Source organism: Bradyrhizobium guangxiense (genome assembly GCF_004114915.1).
GTDB classification, from domain to species: Bacteria; Pseudomonadota; Alphaproteobacteria; order Rhizobiales; family Xanthobacteraceae; genus Bradyrhizobium; species Bradyrhizobium guangxiense.
Genome location: NZ_CP022219.1, coordinates 3,817,120 through 3,833,271 on the forward strand (window position 1 = coordinate 3,817,120; position 16,152 = coordinate 3,833,271).

Annotated in this window: 21 protein-coding genes; 6 read left to right on the forward strand and 15 right to left on the reverse strand. The window is 65.4% G+C overall.

Annotated elements, in window-relative coordinates; all coding sequences use genetic code 11:
• Positions 1–29: 29 nt before the first annotated feature.
• From X268_RS18090 to X268_RS18100, 3 genes are all read right to left on the reverse strand, one after another.
• Positions 30–1,025 (reverse strand): hypothetical protein, encoded by a 996-nt coding sequence (locus X268_RS18090; RefSeq protein ID WP_128926195.1) that lies wholly within the window; start codon positions 1,023–1,025, stop codon positions 30–32.
• 154 nt (positions 1,026–1,179) lie between these two features.
• Positions 1,180–1,383, reverse strand: a complete 204-nt coding sequence (locus X268_RS18095; RefSeq protein ID WP_128926196.1) for a hypothetical protein — start codon at positions 1,381–1,383, stop codon at positions 1,180–1,182.
• Positions 1,384–1,689: 306 nt separating this feature from the next.
• Positions 1,690–2,352 (reverse strand): glutathione S-transferase family protein, encoded by a 663-nt coding sequence (locus X268_RS18100; protein WP_128926197.1) that lies wholly within the window; start codon positions 2,350–2,352, stop codon positions 1,690–1,692.
• Positions 2,353–2,498: 146 nt separating this feature from the next.
• On the opposite strand from X268_RS18100, the gene X268_RS18105 reads away from it, so the two are divergent.
• Positions 2,499–3,215 (forward strand): DUF599 domain-containing protein, encoded by a 717-nt coding sequence (locus X268_RS18105; protein WP_128926198.1) that lies wholly within the window; start codon positions 2,499–2,501, stop codon positions 3,213–3,215.
• Between the two features lie 976 nt (positions 3,216–4,191).
• On the opposite strand, the gene X268_RS18120 is transcribed toward X268_RS18105, so the two are convergent.
• The 4 genes from X268_RS18120 to mgtE form a co-directional block, all read right to left on the reverse strand.
• Positions 4,192–5,118: a hypothetical protein gene (locus X268_RS18120; RefSeq protein WP_128926199.1), complete on the reverse strand. Its 927-nt coding sequence runs from the start codon at positions 5,116–5,118 to the stop codon at positions 4,192–4,194.
• A 49-nt stretch (positions 5,119–5,167) separates the two neighbouring features.
• The gene (locus X268_RS18125) at positions 5,168–5,986 is read right to left on the reverse strand and encodes an aldo/keto reductase (protein WP_128926200.1); all 819 of its coding nucleotides are present in this window, start codon (positions 5,984–5,986) and stop codon (positions 5,168–5,170) included.
• A gap of 157 nt (positions 5,987–6,143) precedes the next feature.
• Positions 6,144–6,446, reverse strand: a complete 303-nt coding sequence (locus tag X268_RS18130) for a helix-turn-helix domain-containing protein (RefSeq protein ID WP_128926201.1) — start codon at positions 6,444–6,446, stop codon at positions 6,144–6,146.
• A 223-nt stretch (positions 6,447–6,669) separates the two neighbouring features.
• Entirely contained in the window at positions 6,670–8,091 is a 1,422-nt protein-coding gene (mgtE, locus tag X268_RS18135; RefSeq protein ID WP_128926202.1) for a magnesium transporter, read from the reverse strand.
• 83 nt (positions 8,092–8,174) lie between these two features.
• Here mgtE and X268_RS18140 point away from each other — a divergent pair, with 83 nt between their 5' ends.
• Positions 8,175–8,981, forward strand: coding sequence for a polysaccharide deacetylase family protein (locus X268_RS18140; RefSeq protein WP_128926203.1), 807 nt, complete (start codon positions 8,175–8,177; stop codon positions 8,979–8,981).
• Between the two features lie 179 nt (positions 8,982–9,160).
• The gene (locus X268_RS18145; RefSeq protein WP_128926204.1) at positions 9,161–10,438 is read left to right on the forward strand and encodes a polysaccharide deacetylase family protein; all 1,278 of its coding nucleotides are present in this window, start codon (positions 9,161–9,163) and stop codon (positions 10,436–10,438) included.
• Positions 10,439–10,441: 3 nt separating this feature from the next.
• Here the strand turns inward: X268_RS18145 and X268_RS18150 are convergent, their stop codons facing one another.
• Entirely contained in the window at positions 10,442–10,816 is a 375-nt protein-coding gene (locus X268_RS18150; RefSeq protein WP_128926205.1) for a hypothetical protein, read from the reverse strand.
• A gap of 287 nt (positions 10,817–11,103) precedes the next feature.
• On the opposite strand from X268_RS18150, the gene X268_RS39510 reads away from it, so the two are divergent.
• Positions 11,104–11,361 (forward strand): hypothetical protein, encoded by a 258-nt coding sequence (locus X268_RS39510; protein ID WP_164937794.1) that lies wholly within the window; start codon positions 11,104–11,106, stop codon positions 11,359–11,361.
• Between the two features lie 9 nt (positions 11,362–11,370).
• Here the strand turns inward: X268_RS39510 and X268_RS18160 are convergent, their stop codons facing one another.
• From X268_RS18160 to X268_RS18185, 6 genes are all read right to left on the reverse strand, one after another.
• The gene (locus tag X268_RS18160) at positions 11,371–11,559 is read right to left on the reverse strand and encodes a hypothetical protein (RefSeq protein WP_128926206.1); all 189 of its coding nucleotides are present in this window, start codon (positions 11,557–11,559) and stop codon (positions 11,371–11,373) included.
• Between the two features lie 12 nt (positions 11,560–11,571).
• Positions 11,572–11,901 carry a four-helix bundle copper-binding protein gene (locus X268_RS18165; RefSeq protein WP_128926207.1) on the reverse strand — a complete coding sequence of 110 codons (330 nt, stop codon included), beginning with the start codon at positions 11,899–11,901 and terminating at the stop codon, positions 11,572–11,574.
• Positions 11,902–11,993: 92 nt separating this feature from the next.
• Positions 11,994–12,896, reverse strand: coding sequence for an NAD(P)/FAD-dependent oxidoreductase (locus tag X268_RS18170; RefSeq protein ID WP_128926208.1), 903 nt, complete (start codon positions 12,894–12,896; stop codon positions 11,994–11,996).
• Positions 12,893–13,969, reverse strand: a complete 1,077-nt coding sequence (locus X268_RS18175) for a flavodoxin family protein (RefSeq protein WP_128926209.1) — start codon at positions 13,967–13,969, stop codon at positions 12,893–12,895. The genes X268_RS18170 and X268_RS18175 overlap by 4 nt, the downstream gene beginning before the upstream one ends.
• A gap of 63 nt (positions 13,970–14,032) precedes the next feature.
• The gene (locus tag X268_RS18180; RefSeq protein ID WP_128926210.1) at positions 14,033–14,233 is read right to left on the reverse strand and encodes a hypothetical protein; all 201 of its coding nucleotides are present in this window, start codon (positions 14,231–14,233) and stop codon (positions 14,033–14,035) included.
• A complete protein-coding gene (locus X268_RS18185; protein ID WP_128926211.1) occupies positions 14,233–14,442 on the reverse strand; it encodes a hypothetical protein in 210 nt (69 codons plus the stop codon). Before X268_RS18185 ends, X268_RS18180 begins: the two co-directional genes overlap by 1 nt.
• A 264-nt stretch (positions 14,443–14,706) precedes the next feature.
• Between X268_RS18185 and X268_RS18190 the strand changes: the two genes are divergently transcribed.
• Positions 14,707–14,991 carry a hypothetical protein gene (locus X268_RS18190; RefSeq protein ID WP_128926212.1) on the forward strand — a complete coding sequence of 95 codons (285 nt, stop codon included), beginning with the start codon at positions 14,707–14,709 and terminating at the stop codon, positions 14,989–14,991.
• 155 nt (positions 14,992–15,146) lie between these two features.
• On the opposite strand, the gene X268_RS18195 is transcribed toward X268_RS18190, so the two are convergent.
• A complete protein-coding gene (locus X268_RS18195; protein WP_128926213.1) occupies positions 15,147–15,347 on the reverse strand; it encodes a hypothetical protein in 201 nt (66 codons plus the stop codon).
• 610 nt (positions 15,348–15,957) lie between these two features.
• Between X268_RS18195 and X268_RS18205 the strand changes: the two genes are divergently transcribed.
• On the forward strand, positions 15,958–16,149 hold the full coding sequence (locus X268_RS18205; RefSeq protein WP_128926214.1) for a hypothetical protein: 192 nt from the start codon (positions 15,958–15,960) through the stop codon (positions 16,147–16,149).
• The last annotated feature ends 3 nt before the right edge of the window (positions 16,150–16,152 follow it).

A 16,152-nucleotide genomic window follows, 5' to 3' on the forward strand; every position in this document is an offset into this window, starting at 1 on the left:
CCGGGCAGCACCACATTTGGAATGCCGATCTACTCGTTATCCGCAGCCGCGGGAGCCGCAACCGACGCCGGCGGGGGCGCAAGCGGAACCGGTGCTGCGGGGGCACGCGCAGCCTTCGGAACCGGCGGCTTCTTCGCGGCCGGCGCTGCCGCCTGTGCCGTGGTCGGCGTCGGCGCGCGCGAAGCTGCCGGCGCTGCCGCGTTCGCGGCCGGAGCCGCCTGCCGCGTCGTTGCCGTAGGCTCCGGATTCATGATGCTCACCGGCGGCGTCGACGAGGCGCTGGGGAACTCGGCATTGGTCGGCTTGCCCGTCGGCATCGACGGCGGCAGACCGGCGAGTGCCGCGGTCGGCGGCAAAGCGGCCGGCGCGGTCGCCATTGCGGGCGCGTTCCAGGTCGGCGCATGGCGCGCGACCAGCGTGTCGTAGAGATGGGAATCCATATTGGCAGCGACCTGCTGCTGGTCGGTCAGCGAGCGGAAGGCGGCGCAATCGAACTGCGTGCAGCCGTCGCGCACGACCAGCACCTGCGCCACGAGGCCGTAGCGATCGCGCTCCAGCGACTTGCGCAGCACCTTCATGTCCACCGTCAGGCTTCTCTCGGCGGACGCGGCATCACCGAGCGCCGTCAGGCGGTCGATCCGGGCCGCGGTGTAGGCTACGGCCGCGGCCACGGCATCCGGCGAGCCGAACAGCGCCTTCTCGCAGCCGGCGGCAACGGTATCGCCGGCGAGATCGTCGAGGCAGGACAATGCCGGAAGGCTGGCGGTGAGTGCACCTTGCGCGCGCGCCTCGGTCGGGGCGTCCTGCCCCGCCGGGTCATAGACGCGTACGGTGGCAGCTCCGGCAATTGCGATGGACAGCAGCGTAATGACGGTGAGAGCGCCGTTGGCGACCGACTTCTCGGCGCGCAGCAGCGTGATCAGCAGGATCAAGCCGAAGAATCCGGCAGCGGCCAGCGTCATCCACATCGGAAAGGCCGGCGCGCGCCAGATTTGGTCAAGCGAAGTGGCCCATGCCCAGTTCATGCGCGACGTCCCCTCACGCGAGCAGAGAGCAAATGGTCAAGCGAGCACCGCGAGTCGGCAACTGCCCCTGCCCACCTTGTGAAGGTGAAGCGGGCCTTTTGACGGCGGTAGGACACAATTCCCTGATGGCAGCAATGCGCGGAATGCGCGAGCTTCAGGAGAGCGCGAGCTGGCTTTCCTTGGCGACCCGTTCGAAGGCCTCGGTCGAGCTCTTGATTCGATACTGGCAGTCGTCGCCTTCGGTCGGCAGCAAACGGATGATCTCATACGCGCCGCTCGCAGCCGGACGCGCAACGTTGCTGGCCGTGAACAATACGCGCGTTCCCACGGGGAATTTGTGCTTCAACACCCTCTCCATTACTCAAACAGCGCCTGCCTCGCCCAGTGTCCCACTGCGATGGCCGGCCGGAAACCCGGGCCGCTGTATAGCACGCGGCCGGTCGTTTTGGCCAGCGCCATGGCGGCGTGGTGAGTGCACAAATTTTGCAGATTTTTCAAACCGATAGAGATGGGACCGGCAGGCCGATGATACCGCCTGCGCCAAGCATTTGGCCGGCTTGTCACAGGCGGTGTCGCGGCCCTGCTTGATCCGTCACCCCCGGTCAATTTCCGGGCCAGCAGCCCGCCGGCCGAAGCACGGCCGGCGGCTCGGTCAGGTGAGCGATCAGGCGTCCTCGAACTTGGCGATGACTAGCGTTTCGGCGAGCCCGTCGCGGGTCCATTCCTGGAACGCCGGCAGCGCCATCATCGTCTCCATGTAGGCCTTGGTCTCCGGCGCGACCTCGATCGCGTAGGTGCGCAGGCGGTGCACAACCGGCGCGTACATCGCATCCGCAGCACCGAAGCGGCCGAACAGGAACGGCCCCTTCGCCCCATAGCGGGTGCGGCAGTCCCGCCAGATCTCCTCGATGCGCGCGACATTGGCCTTGGCGTCCGCCGACAGTGCCACGGGACGGATCGGCCGATGCAGGTTCATGCCGCATTCGCTGCGCAGTGCCACGAAGCCGGAATGCATCTCGGCACACACCGACCGGGCATGCGCGCGCGCCGCGACATCGTCGGGCCACAACTTCACTTCCGGATAGCGCTCGGCGATGTATTCGATGATGGCGAGCGAATCCCACACCGTGACGTCGCCATCGACCAGCACCGGCACCTTGCCGGCGCGGCTGAAGGACAGGATCTGCTCCTTGTCCGCGGGGTTGTCGGTGTAGAGCGGGATCAGCGTCTCCACGAACGGGATATCGTGGGCGCGCAGCGCGAGCCAGGGCCGCATCGACCATGACGAGTAGTTCTTGTTGCCGATGGCGAGTTTCAGCGCAGCCATGTCATCAATCCTTCCCGAGACGCTTTGAAACGAGCCGCTTTTAACGCCATCACCTGCCGCCAATCAATCGTTGCTGCGCCCCGTCATGCGTGGCAATCGTTGCGATCCGCGCCAAGAGATGGACAAGAGACGGACACGAGACAGACATGAGCAGGCACTGGGTCGACATCACCGCCGTCGGCTTCTTCATCATCGAGTGGCTGGGCTATGCCCTGACGCTGGAACATTCGAGCTATGGCCGCGACAGCCTGTCGGCGCGCATGAACCGCTATCGCGAGGTCTGGGTGCGCCGATTGCTCGACCGCGAGACGCGCATGGTGGACATGCAGATCATGGCCTCGCTGCAGAACGGCACCGCCTTCTTCGCCTCGACCAGCCTGTTCGCGCTCGGCGGCGCGCTGGCGCTGCTGCACGCCACCAACGACGCCATCACGATCCTGAGCAAGCTGCCGGTCGACCTCAGTCCCTCGCCCGCCATGTGGGAACTGAAATGCGTCGGCCTCGTGCTGATCTGCGTCTATGCCTTCTTCAAATTCGCCTGGGCCTATCGCCTGTTCAACTATGTCGCGATCCTATTCGGCGGCATGCCGCCGGCCTCGCAGCGCGGCACGCCCGAAGCGGAGGCCCATGTCATCCGCACCTCGCGCCTGTTCGAATCCGCCGGCCGCCATTTCAATCGTGGCCAGCGCGCCTTCTTCTTCGCGCTCGGCTATCTCGGCTGGTTCGTCAGCCCCTGGGTGCTGTTCGTGACGACGGCCGCCGTGGTGGTGGTGACATGGCGGCGGCAGTTCGCATCCAGTGCGTGGGCGGCGATGGCGCCGGAGACGGTGCCGGGTGAGGAGAGCATCAGGCGCAGTCATTGAGCGCTCGCTCTCCCCGCGTCGTCATTGCGAGAAGCCCTTGCGACAAAGGGATCCAGAAACCCTCTGCGGAAAGTATCTGGATTGCTTCCGCCTTCGCCGAGGCTTCGGCTGACAAGTCGCTGCGCTCGCAATGACGGAGTATGTGGTAGCAAGTCGCTTCTCCAAGTGACGCCGTCATTCCCCGCGAAAGCGGGGGAACCAGTACGCCGCGGCCTCTCGGTTCAATCACTGCCGTCTCGGAGTACTGGATCGCCCGGTCAAGCCGGGCGATGACACCTATTGTGTGGCTACAGACACGCCTTCGCATCCTCGCGGCTTGTTTCGCCCGAGCTTTGCTTCATCTCGCTACCTCTTGAGCCAAGAGGGCGCAGGGAAGGCCGGGTGCCGGCGGCACCTGCGGTCCGCTGCGCGAAAGGCACACGCAGGAAGAACCGCACAGCAGCATACAGGTGAAGCCCAACACACGGCCTTCCCTGCGCGATGGTCGGACGGCTTATGCCGTGCTCTCCCGGGAGCCGAGTTCGTTCTGGCCTCCCTCGCCGTTCGAATTGGATGATGCCGTCCACCCGGTTGGGCTCGCGCGCATCTTCGAAAGGCTTGACCGTAGCAACGACGGCCAGGACCACACGGTTTTGCCGTACGCACGGCCCGCCATGTCGCCGCAGTTTTCCCGGCCCTGTCGACGAAGCCGGAAACTTACGAGCGAGACGAAGCCTAGCAGCGCCGCTCATCTGCACGCGGGATTCAGGCTCACAGGGACTACCCGCCCTGCCCGCCCCAACTCGTGCCGACGCTGCCGCGTCCACCGCAAGCCCGGCTCGCGCATCGTGACGACAACATGATCGCCCCTCAAGGATGAGCCGGGATGGGCGACACATACGCCAAAACCGAATTTCGGTAAAGCGGAATATTTTGGGCGGGCCGGATTGACAGGAGGCGACACAGGCGCGGTCGCGTAGCCCGGGTCACGGGACAGCTACGACCCGAAATCCCGCGGGCTGAACGATAGGTCCATGACCTTCCATTCCCCGTACAGATTGGCGGGCAGCATCTTGTACGGCTGGCAGTTCTGAACCGCGCTCATGGCGGACTTCACGAGCGCCACCCCTTTCGCCGACGGCGGGGCCTCGATCAGGATCGGCTCACGCGCAAGCGTGCCGTCGGTCGCGAACACCGTGCGCAGCTTGATGTGAACGTTGTCGGCCGGGCTTAGTCCGGCGGGCAACTTCGCACAGCTCCGCAAATGGCGGCGCAGCTCGGCGATGATCTCGGGCGGCAGCTTGGCCGCGATCGAATCCTTGGCATCGCCGCCGTCATCCTTGGGAGCGTCTTTCGGCAATTGCAGCGGCAATTCTGGCGGCAGGCCCAGCATGACGCCGTATTTGACGGTGACGTCAGGCTGCGGCGCCTGATAGGCCGGCGGCGGTGCAGCCTGTGGCGGCGGTTGCTGTGCCGGTTGCGGCGTCGGCTGGGACTGGGGTTGCGGCTGCGCGTTGGCCTCGCGCGGCTTCTGCGCAGGCTGCTCGTGCGGTGGCTGCGCGGGCGTTTGCGGTTCGGGCGAAGGCTGCGGCGATGGCGCCTGCTGCTTGGCCGCTGGCTTCGGCGCCGTTTCCGCCTTGTCCTTGTCGGTGAAATCCAGCTTCGGCAGCTTCAGGTCGGGCTCCGGCGGCTTGTCTTTCGCATCTTCCTTGGCCTTCTCCTCCGCCTTCGCTTCCACCTTTTCTTGGGCCTTGGCCTCCTCCTGTTTCACCTGCTCCGGCGTGACGATGTCCACCGCGACGGTCTCGGGCGGCTGGCTGCGAAACGGATGGACTTCGCTGATCAGGATGATCAGCATCACCAGCGTCAGATGCGCGATCGCCGACGCAGCAACGTCCGTCCGTATGATTGACCGCAGTTCCATTGCCTGATCTTGGATTGCCGCCCTGCTGTTAGCATACCGCGGTCTCCCCTCAATCCCATTTCGGAGCGAAGCCGAAATCGGTGAGCCGGCCCTTGGGGTTGGCGAGTGCGGCGATCCGGCTCATCTCGTCCTCCGACAGCTCGAAATCGAAGATCTCGATGTTCTCAGACAAGCGCTCGATACGCGAGGTGCGCGGGATCGCAGCGACATTCTGCTGCACCAGCCAGCGCAGGCAGACCTGCGCCGGCGTCTTGCGATGGGTGCGTCCGATCTCGACCAGCGTCTGATCAGTCTTGATGCGTCCCCTGGCGATCGGGCTGTAGGCGACGAGTGCAAGGCCATGCTGGTCGCAGGCCGCCCTCACCTTCGCCTGGTCGAGATAAGGGTGGTATTCGACCTGGTTGCAGACGAGCGGCTCCGGCGAAGCCGCGACCGCCTGCTCGATCAGCGCCACCGTGAAATTGGAAACGCCGATGTGGCGGGTCAGGCCCATCGTCTTGGCATGCGACAGCGCGCCGAGCGTCTCCGCCAGCGGGACATGGGGATTGGGCCAGTGCAGCAGCAACAGGTCGACCGAGGGAAGCCGCAGGCGCGCCAGGCTCTCCTTGACCGAGCGCTCGAGATCGTGGGGCGCGAAATGGTTGGTCCAGACCTTGGTGGTAAGGAAGACGTCGTCACGGCGCACGCCCGAGGCGCGCAAGCCGTCGCCGACCTCGCGTTCATTGTCGTAGGCCTGCGCGGTGTCGATGTGGCGATAGCCGAGCCGCAGCGCCTGCTCGACCACGCGCGCGGCGGGCCTTCCGCTCAGCTCCCAGGTCCCGAGCCCGATCGCCGGAATTCTTGCGCCATTGGCCTCGACGAACAGCATGAGGAGTCCTCTTCCGTTGCGGCAGCCCCAAACGTCATCAGGCGACATTATGGACCCGGCCCATGACCCTGCCAACGCAGACCGCGGCAGCCCGGCGGGATATTTGGCGCAATGCTAACGGGAGGTTCGTGTCAGGGCTGGTCGGTACGCCCTGACGTCAGGCTTTGGCGAGCGCCTGGAACACCGTCTCGGGGGCGTGCGCGATCACCGCGAGCAGCGCGCGGGCCGGTCCCCGCGGAGCACGCTTGCCCTGCTCCCAGTTCCGGATGGTCTCGACGGGAACGCCGAGCTTGGCGGCGAACTCCATCTGGGTCAGGCAGGCGCGGCGGCGCAAATCGCGCACCGCGAGCGAAGAGGTATCAACCGGCGCGGCATTGGCCGTTGGCTGGACCGGAAATTCCTGCCCATCCCGCAATTCGACGATCCGTCCGTCCGCCTTTAGCCGCAACCGCATGCCCATTCCCCCACGCACAGGCGATGATGCGGCAGGTCGCTTAAAGTCGGATTAAAGATAGTGGGCCGTAGCCCAGCCCAACCCTGTCATTGCGAGGAGCTCTTGCGACGACGCAGTCCCCTCCACAGCGGCAGCCTGGATTGCTTCGCGGAGCCTGTCATCGGGCCGCGCTTCGCGCGGACCCGTTGGCTCGCAATGACGTGGAGAGAACGCGGCGTCCCAACTCGCCCTATCTCAACCCGAACCAGAGCGTCGCAATCCCGAGGAAGGAGAAGAAGCCGACGACGTCGGTCACGGTGGTGACGAAGGTGCCGGAGGCCACCGCCGGATCGGCCCTGACCCGTTCGAGCGCCATCGGGATCAGGATGCCGCCGAGCGCGCCAGCGACGAGGTTGCAGATGATCGCGAGCCCAATGACGATGCCGAGGCCGGGAATCTTGAACCAGGCCACCGCCGCGATCCCCGTGATCACCGCGAAGGCGAGCCCATTGACGAGGCCGACCAGCGCCTCGCGCATCACCACGCGCCAGGCATTGGAGGAGCCGAGCTCGCGCGTCGCCAGCGCCCTCACCGCCACCGTCATGGTCTGGGTGGCGGCATTGCCGCCCTGGCTCGCCACGATCGGCGCCAGCACTGCGAGCGCGACCATCTTCTCGAGCTGGCCCTCGAACAGGCCGAGCACGGAGGACGCCAGGAAGGCGGTGGCGAGATTGACCAACAGCCAGTTGAAGCGGCCGCGCGCGATGGTCAGGAAGGTATCCGACAGCTCTTCGTCGCTGGTGACGCCGCCGAGCGCCTTGAGGTCCTCGTCCGCCTCCTCCTCGATCACGTCGACGACGTCGTCGACGGTGATGACGCCGACCAGGCGGTCCTGGGTGTCGAGCACGGGCGCGGCGACGAGATTGTACTTGCCGAACATGCGTGCGACCTCTTCCTGGTCCTCCAGGACGGAGACGCGGCGGCGATCCTCGTCGGTCAGCTCGGTCAGCGCGACCGGCCGGCGCGCGCGCAACAGCACGTCGAGGGGGACGGCGCCCTGCCAGTGCTGGTCCTTGTCGACGACGTAGATCTCGTAGAAGCGATCAGGCAGATCCGGCGTCTCGCGCATGTAGTCGATCGCCTGGCCGACGGTAAAATCCTGGGGCACGGCGATGAACTCGGTCTGCATGCGGCGGCCGGCGGAATTCTCCGGGTACAGCAGGCTGCGCTCGAGCGCGACGCGTTCTTTCAGCGGCAGCTTCTCGAGAATCTCCTCCTGCTCGGCCTGGTCGAGGGTCTCCAGCAGCTCGACGGCGTCGTCGGATTCGAGCTCGCGGACGCCCTCGGCGACGGTCTCCGGCGGCAGTTCCTCCAGAATCTCCTCGCGGACGGCCTCGTCGACCTCGTTCAGCGCGGAGAAGTCGAAGTCGCGCCCGGTCAGCTCGACCAGGCGGACGCGGTCGTCGGGCTCCAGGGCGCCGATCAGGTCGCCGAGATCGGCCTCGTGCAGCTCGGCGACGCAGGCGCGCAGCAAGGCACTGTCGCCAGCCTCGATCGCACGCGCGATCTCCTCGACGAATTCGTGACGAATTTCGCCGTCTTCATTGCGCATCGGCACGTGGTCGAGTACCGAATCCGCGACGGGGGCGGCAACGTCCAGATGTTCATCCATGGCGCGCCTCGCCGTTTGACAGGTTGGAACGGGTGGTGTGAGCTGATTGTTCAGGCAATACCCACAAGGCAAAGCCAAGCGCAATGACAAAGATGCTGCGACTGAGGTGGACCTCGACCATGGCGGGCGCGCTCGCCGCGACCGTCATCAGCAACGTCGCGGCGGAGGCCGCCGAGTGCCCGCGCAAGGACGCGCTCGGCACCTCGCGCGTCATCAGCGTCGACCCCAAGACCTATCCGCGCGTCGGCCTGAAGAGCTTTCCGCAGACGCTGCCGCTGGCCGATCACGAGGTCGTGCTGACCTTCGACGACGGGCCGAACCCGCCGACGACGCCGAAGGTGCTGGCGGCGCTGGCGCAGGAATGCGTGCGAGCGACCTTTTTCCTGATCGGCCAGCACGCCTCCGAGCATCCCGACATGGTCAAACGCATCGCCCGCGAGGGCCACACCGTCGGGCATCACTCCTACTCGCATCCGCTCATGGCGCATATTCCGTTCGAGAAGGCCACGGCCGACATCGACCGGGGCATTGCCGCAGACGAGATGGCGCTGCGCGGAACCTCGACGACGACGCCCTCGACGCCGTTCTTCCGCTTCCCCTATTTCGAGTCGACACCAGCGCAGCTCGATCTGCTCCAGTCGCGCGGCATCGTGGTGTTCGGGGCCGATCTATGGGCCAGCGACTGGGAGGAGATGACGCCGGAGCAGCAATTGAAACTCGTCACCGAACGCCTCGCCGCGAGCGGCAAAGGCATCATCCTCTTCCACGACAACAAGGCGCGCACGGCCGCAATGATGCCGGCCTTCCTGCGATATTTGCGCGAGAACGGCTACCGGATCGTCCACATCGTACCGCCCGGCACGTCACAGAAGAATGCCGACGCGCGCTGATGCCGGAATGTCACGCCGGCGCAAAATGGGGTGATTTGGGCCCTATTAACACTCTGTTCATGCTACCCCCTGCAAATGGACGGGGACTTCATACCGGGAAGGGCTCGTGGCGCCTGAACCGTTTCCGGATGTCTCCGACCTACTATGGCGGCAATCGCGCATGAGGGCAGACCGGGTTCATGATCGGAAGTAGCGTTGTTTTGCGGACGCGATCGTGGATCGTCCTTTGCCTCGGCGGATTCCTTGGATTGTCGACCATCGGATCGCCGGCGGCGCGTGCGGCCGACTGTCCGGGCCATCCGGACGCGCTCGGGACGTCCCGCACCCTGGTGGTCGATCCGCGCGAGCATCCGCTGATCGGCACCATGCAGTACCGCGAGACGCTGCCGTTGAAGGACCACGAGGTCGTCCTGACCTTCGACGACGGTCCGCTGCCGAAATATTCCAACCAGGTTCTCAAGATCCTTGACGACGAGTGCATCAAGGCGACCTTCTTCATCATCGGCAGCCAGGCCAAGGCCAATCCCGAAGGCGTGCGCAAGCTGGTGGCGGCGGGTCACACCGTCGGCACCCACAGCATGAACCATCCGCTGACCTTCGACCGGATGCCGGCCGAGAAATTCGAGGCCGAGATCAACGGCGGTATCGAGTGGACCTCGGCCGCGATGACCGATCCGTCCAAGCTGGCGCCGTTCTTCCGCATTCCCGGCCTGATGCGCGCCGAAGGCGTCGAGCACCATCTGAACTCGCGCGGCATCCAGGTGTGGAGCGCCGACTTCCCGGCCGACGATTGGCGCCACGTGTCGTCCGACCGCGTCTATCAGCTCGCGATCCAGCGGCTGGAGGCCAAGGGCAAGGGCATTTTGCTGCTGCACGACATCCAGGCCCGCACCGTGGCGGCGCTGCCGAAGATCATCCGCGACCTCAAGGCGCGCGGCTATCGCATCGTGCATGTGGTACCGGCGACCGCCGACCGGCCGGCGACGCCGACCACGCCGGTCGAATGGCTGCTGCATCCGCCGAGCGAGACCGTGCCGATCGCGCGCTGGCCGGCTGTCCCGCACTTCGTGTTCACCGAGACGCGGACGCTTCCGGCGCCCTCGCTCGCCGACCTCAACGCGCAGGCCGAGCATCAGTCGCTGCTGCCGCGCCGGGCCAAGGGGCAGATCGATCTCGCATCCACCCTGCCCGTGCCCGGCCGCGCCCTGTTTGCAATCCCGGAAGGCTCGGTCGAGGTGTTGCTGTCGACGACGCTGTCGCGGCGTGCCGCGACGCGGATGGCGATGGCGGCCGAGGCGCCGCAGGCAGCCAAGGGCAAGGTCGCACGGGGCAAGACAGCCAGGCCCCAGGCCCGCCACGCCGCGCATGCGGCACCGGCCGCGCCCAAGCATGCCGCGCAGGTCAAGAGCGGTACGCCGCGCCCGACCCGCGTCGCCAGCCTGAAGAAGCGCGCTTAGCCCCTACTGCCGCAGGATGGCGGCAACGCAGAGCAGCACGATCAGCGCCAGGAAGAATAGGTCCATGTAGGACTTGAGCTCGCCGTCGCGCCGCAGCCGCGCGACGTCGACGACGATCTGCTTGCGCGCGTTCGTTCCTCCGGAGCCGTCATTGATCGGGCCCTGGAGGCGCTTCGTCTCGGCTTCCAGCCTCTCGACCTTCTGGAAGAAGTAGAACGCGCGCAGCGTCGAGACGGCGCGCATGGCGGCATAGACCAGCACCAGGATCGCAAGGATCGCCCGGTTCGGATATTTCTCCATGAAGTTCAGGCTGAAATAGACCACCGCCATGAACGCGAAGTTGGTGAAGAAGCGGTAGACGAAGCTGAGAAAGACCATGCTGGTTCGAGCCTTGAGCGGGCGCAACCGGGATCGTGTTGCGAAATTCGGGGTGCGGAGGAACCAGACCGGCAGGGCCGGCCGGATGCCCATTGCGGCCCCGGTCTATGCCAACTTTGTTTCAACAAAGATACAGCAAGTCGCCGCCTTTTAGCCACACGCGGCCACAATGCAAGCCATCGCCCTGCCCGCGCAGCGCGCCCGCAACGGCTCATTGGCGGTTTGACGGAAGTCACGATAGACTTGGCCATAGACTTGGCCGTGCCGCCATATCCGGGGTCTTGCCGATGCCGAAGAAGGGAATCACCGGCCACGACGATTGGGTTCTGACCGAGGCTCTCGCGACCGCTCTGGTCGCGCTGGAGCAGCTCGAACCGAAGCACCAGCCGAACGCGCATATGGAGGACATCCGCAAGCTGCTCGCGAACGGCAAGGAGCCGGCGGCGGTGAGCTTGCACCTCGCCCAGGCCAAGTGCCGCCTGTTTCCCGACCTCGACCCGCTGGAGATCTACCGGGAATACGGTATCGGCGAGGAATACGGCTGAGGCGATGGCTCAAGGCCCGCCCGCGACTGATCCGGCGATCACCATGACCAGCGCGCCGAGGTCTATTCTGCCGTTGACGGTCAGCTCTTCCGAGCCTCTCGCATCCTTGGCGCCCTCGATCTTGAGCGCCTGCGGCCGGTTGGCGGCCTGGCGCTGCAGCTCGCCGATGATGGCGTCCTTGAGTTTCTCTTCCAGCATGGGCTTCGTCCTTCACGCCGCCATTGCGCGGCAGGATTGGGCGCAGGAGCGGCACATCGCGACGCATTCGTCCATGCCGCCGACCCGCTCGCAATCCTCGGCGCATTCGGTGCAGATTTCGGCGCATTCGCCGCACGTGTGCTTGTGATGCGGCGTGTTGATCAGCATGAAATGCGCCGCCGTCCGGCACATTTCGGCGCAGGCCGTCATCAGGCGGAAGTGTTTTGGCTCGACGTGCTTGCCGCCGGTCTCGAGGCAATGGTTCATCGCCGTGCCGAGGCATGTCTGGTAGCAGCTCATGCAGAGCCCGATGCAGCGGGTCATGTCTTCGGATTGGGTCATCCGTTCTCTCCATCGCGCGCCCCGCTCCGCTCGACCAAAGCGGGGCGGCACGCTTCGTTCCAGGTTCCGGTTGATTGTCCGGCGCGGCTGCGTCACGCCAGACGGCGCGGCAGGCTGTTGTGGATCGTGCAGGCGGCAATCGCGGCGTGACCGAACGCGACCGAAATCTGGTGCAGATCGGTGACGATGTCGCCGATGCCGTAGAGCCCATCAATCGACGTGCGCTGATGGTCGTCGACCTTCAGATAACCCTCCTCCGTATGTTCGGCGCCCAGCGACATCGCGAGCTGCGATCGTACCTGCGCGCCCATTGCGGGATAGATCATGTCGAGTTGGACGGTCCGGCCGTCCGCAAGGACCGCCTGGACGCCGCCGTCTCGCCGCGTCAAGTTGAGATCGGGCGCGAACAGGAATCCGACTCCCGCCTCGGACAGTTCCGAGGTTGCGGCCTCTCTGTCATCCGGGCCGGTTGCGAGCAGCGTCACGTCGCGCGAATAGCCGCGCAGGAAGAGCGCCTTGCCGGCAGCGCGTTGCAGCGGGCCGACAACGCCGATGCGGCGGTCAGCAGCTTCGAAGGCGTCGCAGACGGGACAGTAGCGCAGCAGCCCCTCACCAACTGCCGCGCGCCATTCGGCGAATGGCGGATGGGTGTCGACGATGCCGCAGGCGAGAACGACGGTGGCGGCCTGATGCGCGCGACCGTTCCAGATCGCTTCAAAGCCATGGTCGTGCGGCCGCAATGCGGTGACCTCGGTCGCCACCCGCTTGACGGCGAGCTCATCCAATTGCGCCGACATGCGTGCAATCAATTCCGTGCCGGGCACGCCATGGACGAAGCCCGGGACGTTGTGACTGCGCGGGATCAAGGCGGCGCGGCTCGCGCCGGCGTCCACGACGCAGACGTTGCGGCGAAAGCGCGCCAGATAGATCGCGGCCATCAGTCCGGCGGGGCCGCCGCCGACGATCAGGCAATCGAGCGGCGGCGCGCCGGTCATTTGGGGTTCGGGTCCGCAAGACCGGCGCCGGGCTCCTGAAGACGCCCGCTTCTCGCCAGCCGGACTGCATGGCCCAGCGCGCGCGCCGCATTCTGCACCTGCTGCTGGAATTCCCTGTTCTCGTCGAGCTCGTGATGCGAGGTGGCATACGGCTCCCCGTAGCCGACATAGCCGTCGAGTTCCGCGAAGCGCCCCGCCGAGATCAGCTGCATGTCGGTCAGCCAGTCCGACAAGGTGCGACGCACGCCCTCGGCACCGACGGCATCGCCGTGCACGACGAGGCCGAAATGACGGCCCGCGAGATGGCGCGGATAAGGCCAGCCCTTCAGCTCCAACGCCTTGGCTTCAGCGGCGTTCTTGCCATGCGTCGAGGTCGGATCGGGATTGCCGCCGTCGGCGCAGACCATCCGATCCATCATCGCCTTGAGGCCGGCGGGCACGTGATACCAGTTCACCGGCGTTACGATCAGGATGCCCCGGGCGGCGACCCAGAGCGGATAGATGTCGTTCATCCAGTCGTGGGTCTGGCCCAGCGAGTAGTTGGGATAACAGCTGCACGGCCAGTGGCAGAGCGGCATGGCGGTGCCGACGCAGGTCTTGCACGGATGGATCGCCTTGCCGAACTCCGAGACAAGGCGCGACAGATCGAGGATATCGACGGCGAACCCCATCTCGGTGAAGACAGGCTCGGCCAGCTTGACCAGGCGCCAGGGCTTGGACATCTCGCCCGGACAGGTGTGCTCGCTGCGGGCCGCGCCGTTGATGACAAGGATGCGCGGCGGCTCGCTCGCATCGTCGTGCCGTCGTTGCGCGTCCAGGATTTTTGCACGCGCATCGAGCCAGTCGATGGCGATGTCGTAGTCGGGATCGGAAAAACCTGCGCCCGCCTTCCGCGTCAACGGCGCCTTGCGCGAGTGGCTGTAGGCGTCCCAGGCTGCACCGGTGATGACATCGAGCTCGCGCTGCAGCGGGGCAAAGGCGGGATCGACGAACTGGCTCCTGTACCGCCGCTCGAACTCTTCGCGCGACAGCTTGACGGGCGGCATGCCTTTGCGAATTTCGGTGTCCGTCATGCTGGCTCCCGGCGAAGTCGGTATGGTCCGACCAACCCAGGGCGCAGCGCGCGGTTCCTTCCGTTAACTCCGAAGCACGTCCTGCGCCACGTCGAATTTCGCGATGCGCTGATCGAGCCGCCACAGCTCGATGCGGTGCACCAGCACGAGCCCGGCGGCTTCGCGCTTGGCCTGCTCGTCGTTGTCGCAGACGAGGTTGATGCATCCGAACACGTGCCCGTCCGGATCGATCTGGAACGCGCGGTAGTGCTTGAAGCTTCCCATTATGGTTGTCCTCGCCTTGGATAGACGGGTACGCTCAGCCACTCCGTCAGGTTCGAGGTCACTTCGTTCTGCTTGGCACGCCGCAGCAGCATCTCCCGCTCCTTGCCGGGCGGCAGGCTGCGGGCGCGCTCGCGGGCGCTTTCAGCGAATGTCGTGAGCCGCTCCTGGAGCGACTGGGTCTGTTTCCTGCGGTTACGTTTGGCGGTCATCTGACTTTCACACGGGATTTTTAGTGAGGGAAGTGGGCCCCGGCGGGGGGATTGGGCGCCGGGGCCCAAGTTGTTGTCACTCAGTCGCTTGCCGGTTGGGGCGGCCCAGCCCGGCAACGTTGATAGCTTCCGCTGCGAGAACCGGTTCCAGCATTTCAATAAGTTAACGCTGCGCGATTTTAAGCCGGCCACCACACGTCCTGACTGCGGCGGAACCGAAATGCTGATTCGTGTGTTCAACAGCGACTTGAAGGAGGAGTCATCATGGCAAGAGCAGCATGGAAACGGCCGGGCTCACCGATCGGCCGCAAGGGACCGCGCAAGGCCAATCCCGCGTACAAGCGCCGCGCACGTCAGCCGTGGACGCCTGCGGATGTGAGCAAGCTGAAGCAGCTCGCCAAGGGCAACACGCCAACCGGCGTGATGAGCATCAAGCTGCAGCGCCCGGTCGCAGCCATTCGCAGCAAGGCGCAGCGCGAAGGAATTTCGCTGCGCCCCGCGAACCGTTCACCCTACAACCGGCGAACCAAAGCCGCGAAGCGGCGTTGACGGAAGGCACCGCCGGGTGACAACCGGACACAACGGGGACGATGGACGTGGCGCTCATTTTTCCGGTTTCTGCCCACGACACCAGCGCATCGGTACGCGCCGACATCTAACCCGTTCCCGGCGCGTGCCGCCTGCTCGCTTTACGGCCGCTGAGCTTAGTCCGGCGGCTGCAGGCCCGGCGAGCGCAGCCACTCGCTCATCTGGGACCCGGTTTCCGCCTGGCGTGCCTTGCGCAACACCTCATCACGCATTGCACCGGGAGGAAGCGAACTCGCTTGTTTCCGCAACCGTTCCGCCTCCGCCGCGAGCCGGATTTCCAGAGAATCTCTTTGCTTGAACCGTTGTCGCGTCGTCATCAGGCGTCTCCTGGTGCATGAGGCCGAGCGCGCCGTTGCGTTCTGACGTTGATGGGTGCCTGGCTGCACAAATTGGCAGATGATCAACGTTCCAGCAGCGGCACGGTTGCGCGCTTCTGCGGAAAAACGGACTATGGTTCCTCGTTGTCCCGACGCGCCCTGATCTCGGAGCGAAGCATGGCGCTGTCCATGATGGCCAGACGCAAATCGTTTACGGTCTCGCCATAGTAACCCGCAAGCCGTCTATGCTGCTCCCGAAGGGCGCGACTTTCCTCGATAGCGCGTGTGGCGCGGGCAAACAGGGCGTCAGGCATCCGCCATGATGCCTCAAAGCTCACGAGCGGTCTCTTGCATAGGTTACTCAAATCGAGCCAATCGCTCAAAAAGCTTCTCTGACTAACCTGGATCAAGTGTTCACAACCTTTGCGACCCCCTCTTCAACCGAGAGCCGGGAGGGCCGGACTTGTAAATTTGGCAGACCTCCCGTTTCCGCTGGCCGAAACGCCGCGGCCAGTCTATGGTCGGTTCATCACCGGCTGAGGCTCTGCCCGTAGGCGCTGGTGGCTGAGAGACCGTTCGCGCTCCCGCCTGCCAAACAGGGGAGCGCCTTATGGCGAAGCAAACTCATTATCCATTGCAGTCGGATGCGAAGCACCTGGAGCAGGTTCGCGACGCCATGCGCGAGTCGCGGAAAGCCCTGGATCTCCCCCTGCCGGATACGTTTCTCGGCCGACGAACTCACGAACCTTTTCCAAGTGAACAAGATGACGATTTGCCGGACGAGCAGCCTCGCAAACCGTGATGA

Excerpts from the sequence above, each read along its gene's own strand:
- X268_RS18145 (WP_128926204.1), top strand. The coding sequence starts at position 9,161 with ATGATCGGAAGTAGCGTTGTTTTGCGGACGCGATCGTGGATCGTCCTT.
- X268_RS18180 (WP_128926210.1), bottom strand. The coding sequence starts at position 14,233 with ATGGGAAGCTTCAAGCACTACCGCGCGTTCCAGATCGATCCGGACGGG.
- X268_RS18195 (WP_128926213.1), bottom strand. The coding sequence starts at position 15,347 with ATGACGACGCGACAACGGTTCAAGCAAAGAGATTCTCTGGAAATCCGG.
- X268_RS18175 (WP_128926209.1), bottom strand. The coding sequence starts at position 13,969 with ATGACGGACACCGAAATTCGCAAAGGCATGCCGCCCGTCAAGCTGTCG.
- X268_RS18150 (WP_128926205.1), bottom strand. The coding sequence starts at position 10,816 with ATGGTCTTTCTCAGCTTCGTCTACCGCTTCTTCACCAACTTCGCGTTC.
- X268_RS18125 (WP_128926200.1), bottom strand. The coding sequence starts at position 5,986 with ATGCTGTTCGTCGAGGCCAATGGCGCAAGAATTCCGGCGATCGGGCTC.
- X268_RS18140 (WP_128926203.1), top strand. The coding sequence starts at position 8,175 with ATGACAAAGATGCTGCGACTGAGGTGGACCTCGACCATGGCGGGCGCG.
- X268_RS18105 (WP_128926198.1), top strand. The coding sequence starts at position 2,499 with ATGAGCAGGCACTGGGTCGACATCACCGCCGTCGGCTTCTTCATCATC.
- X268_RS39510 (WP_164937794.1), top strand. The coding sequence starts at position 11,104 with ATGCCGAAGAAGGGAATCACCGGCCACGACGATTGGGTTCTGACCGAG.
- mgtE (WP_128926202.1), bottom strand. The coding sequence starts at position 8,091 with ATGGATGAACATCTGGACGTTGCCGCCCCCGTCGCGGATTCGGTACTC.
- X268_RS18120 (WP_128926199.1), bottom strand. The coding sequence starts at position 5,118 with ATGGAACTGCGGTCAATCATACGGACGGACGTTGCTGCGTCGGCGATC.
- X268_RS18190 (WP_128926212.1), top strand. The coding sequence starts at position 14,707 with ATGGCAAGAGCAGCATGGAAACGGCCGGGCTCACCGATCGGCCGCAAG.
- X268_RS18095 (WP_128926196.1), bottom strand. The coding sequence starts at position 1,383 with ATGGAGAGGGTGTTGAAGCACAAATTCCCCGTGGGAACGCGCGTATTG.
- X268_RS18205 (WP_128926214.1), top strand. The coding sequence starts at position 15,958 with ATGGCGAAGCAAACTCATTATCCATTGCAGTCGGATGCGAAGCACCTG.
- X268_RS18170 (WP_128926208.1), bottom strand. The coding sequence starts at position 12,896 with ATGACCGGCGCGCCGCCGCTCGATTGCCTGATCGTCGGCGGCGGCCCC.
- X268_RS18090 (WP_128926195.1), bottom strand. The coding sequence starts at position 1,025 with ATGAACTGGGCATGGGCCACTTCGCTTGACCAAATCTGGCGCGCGCCG.
- X268_RS18130 (WP_128926201.1), bottom strand. The coding sequence starts at position 6,446 with ATGGGCATGCGGTTGCGGCTAAAGGCGGACGGACGGATCGTCGAATTG.
- X268_RS18185 (WP_128926211.1), bottom strand. The coding sequence starts at position 14,442 with ATGACCGCCAAACGTAACCGCAGGAAACAGACCCAGTCGCTCCAGGAG.
- X268_RS18100 (WP_128926197.1), bottom strand. The coding sequence starts at position 2,352 with ATGGCTGCGCTGAAACTCGCCATCGGCAACAAGAACTACTCGTCATGG.
- X268_RS18165 (WP_128926207.1), bottom strand. The coding sequence starts at position 11,901 with ATGACCCAATCCGAAGACATGACCCGCTGCATCGGGCTCTGCATGAGC.
- X268_RS18160 (WP_128926206.1), bottom strand. The coding sequence starts at position 11,559 with ATGCTGGAAGAGAAACTCAAGGACGCCATCATCGGCGAGCTGCAGCGC.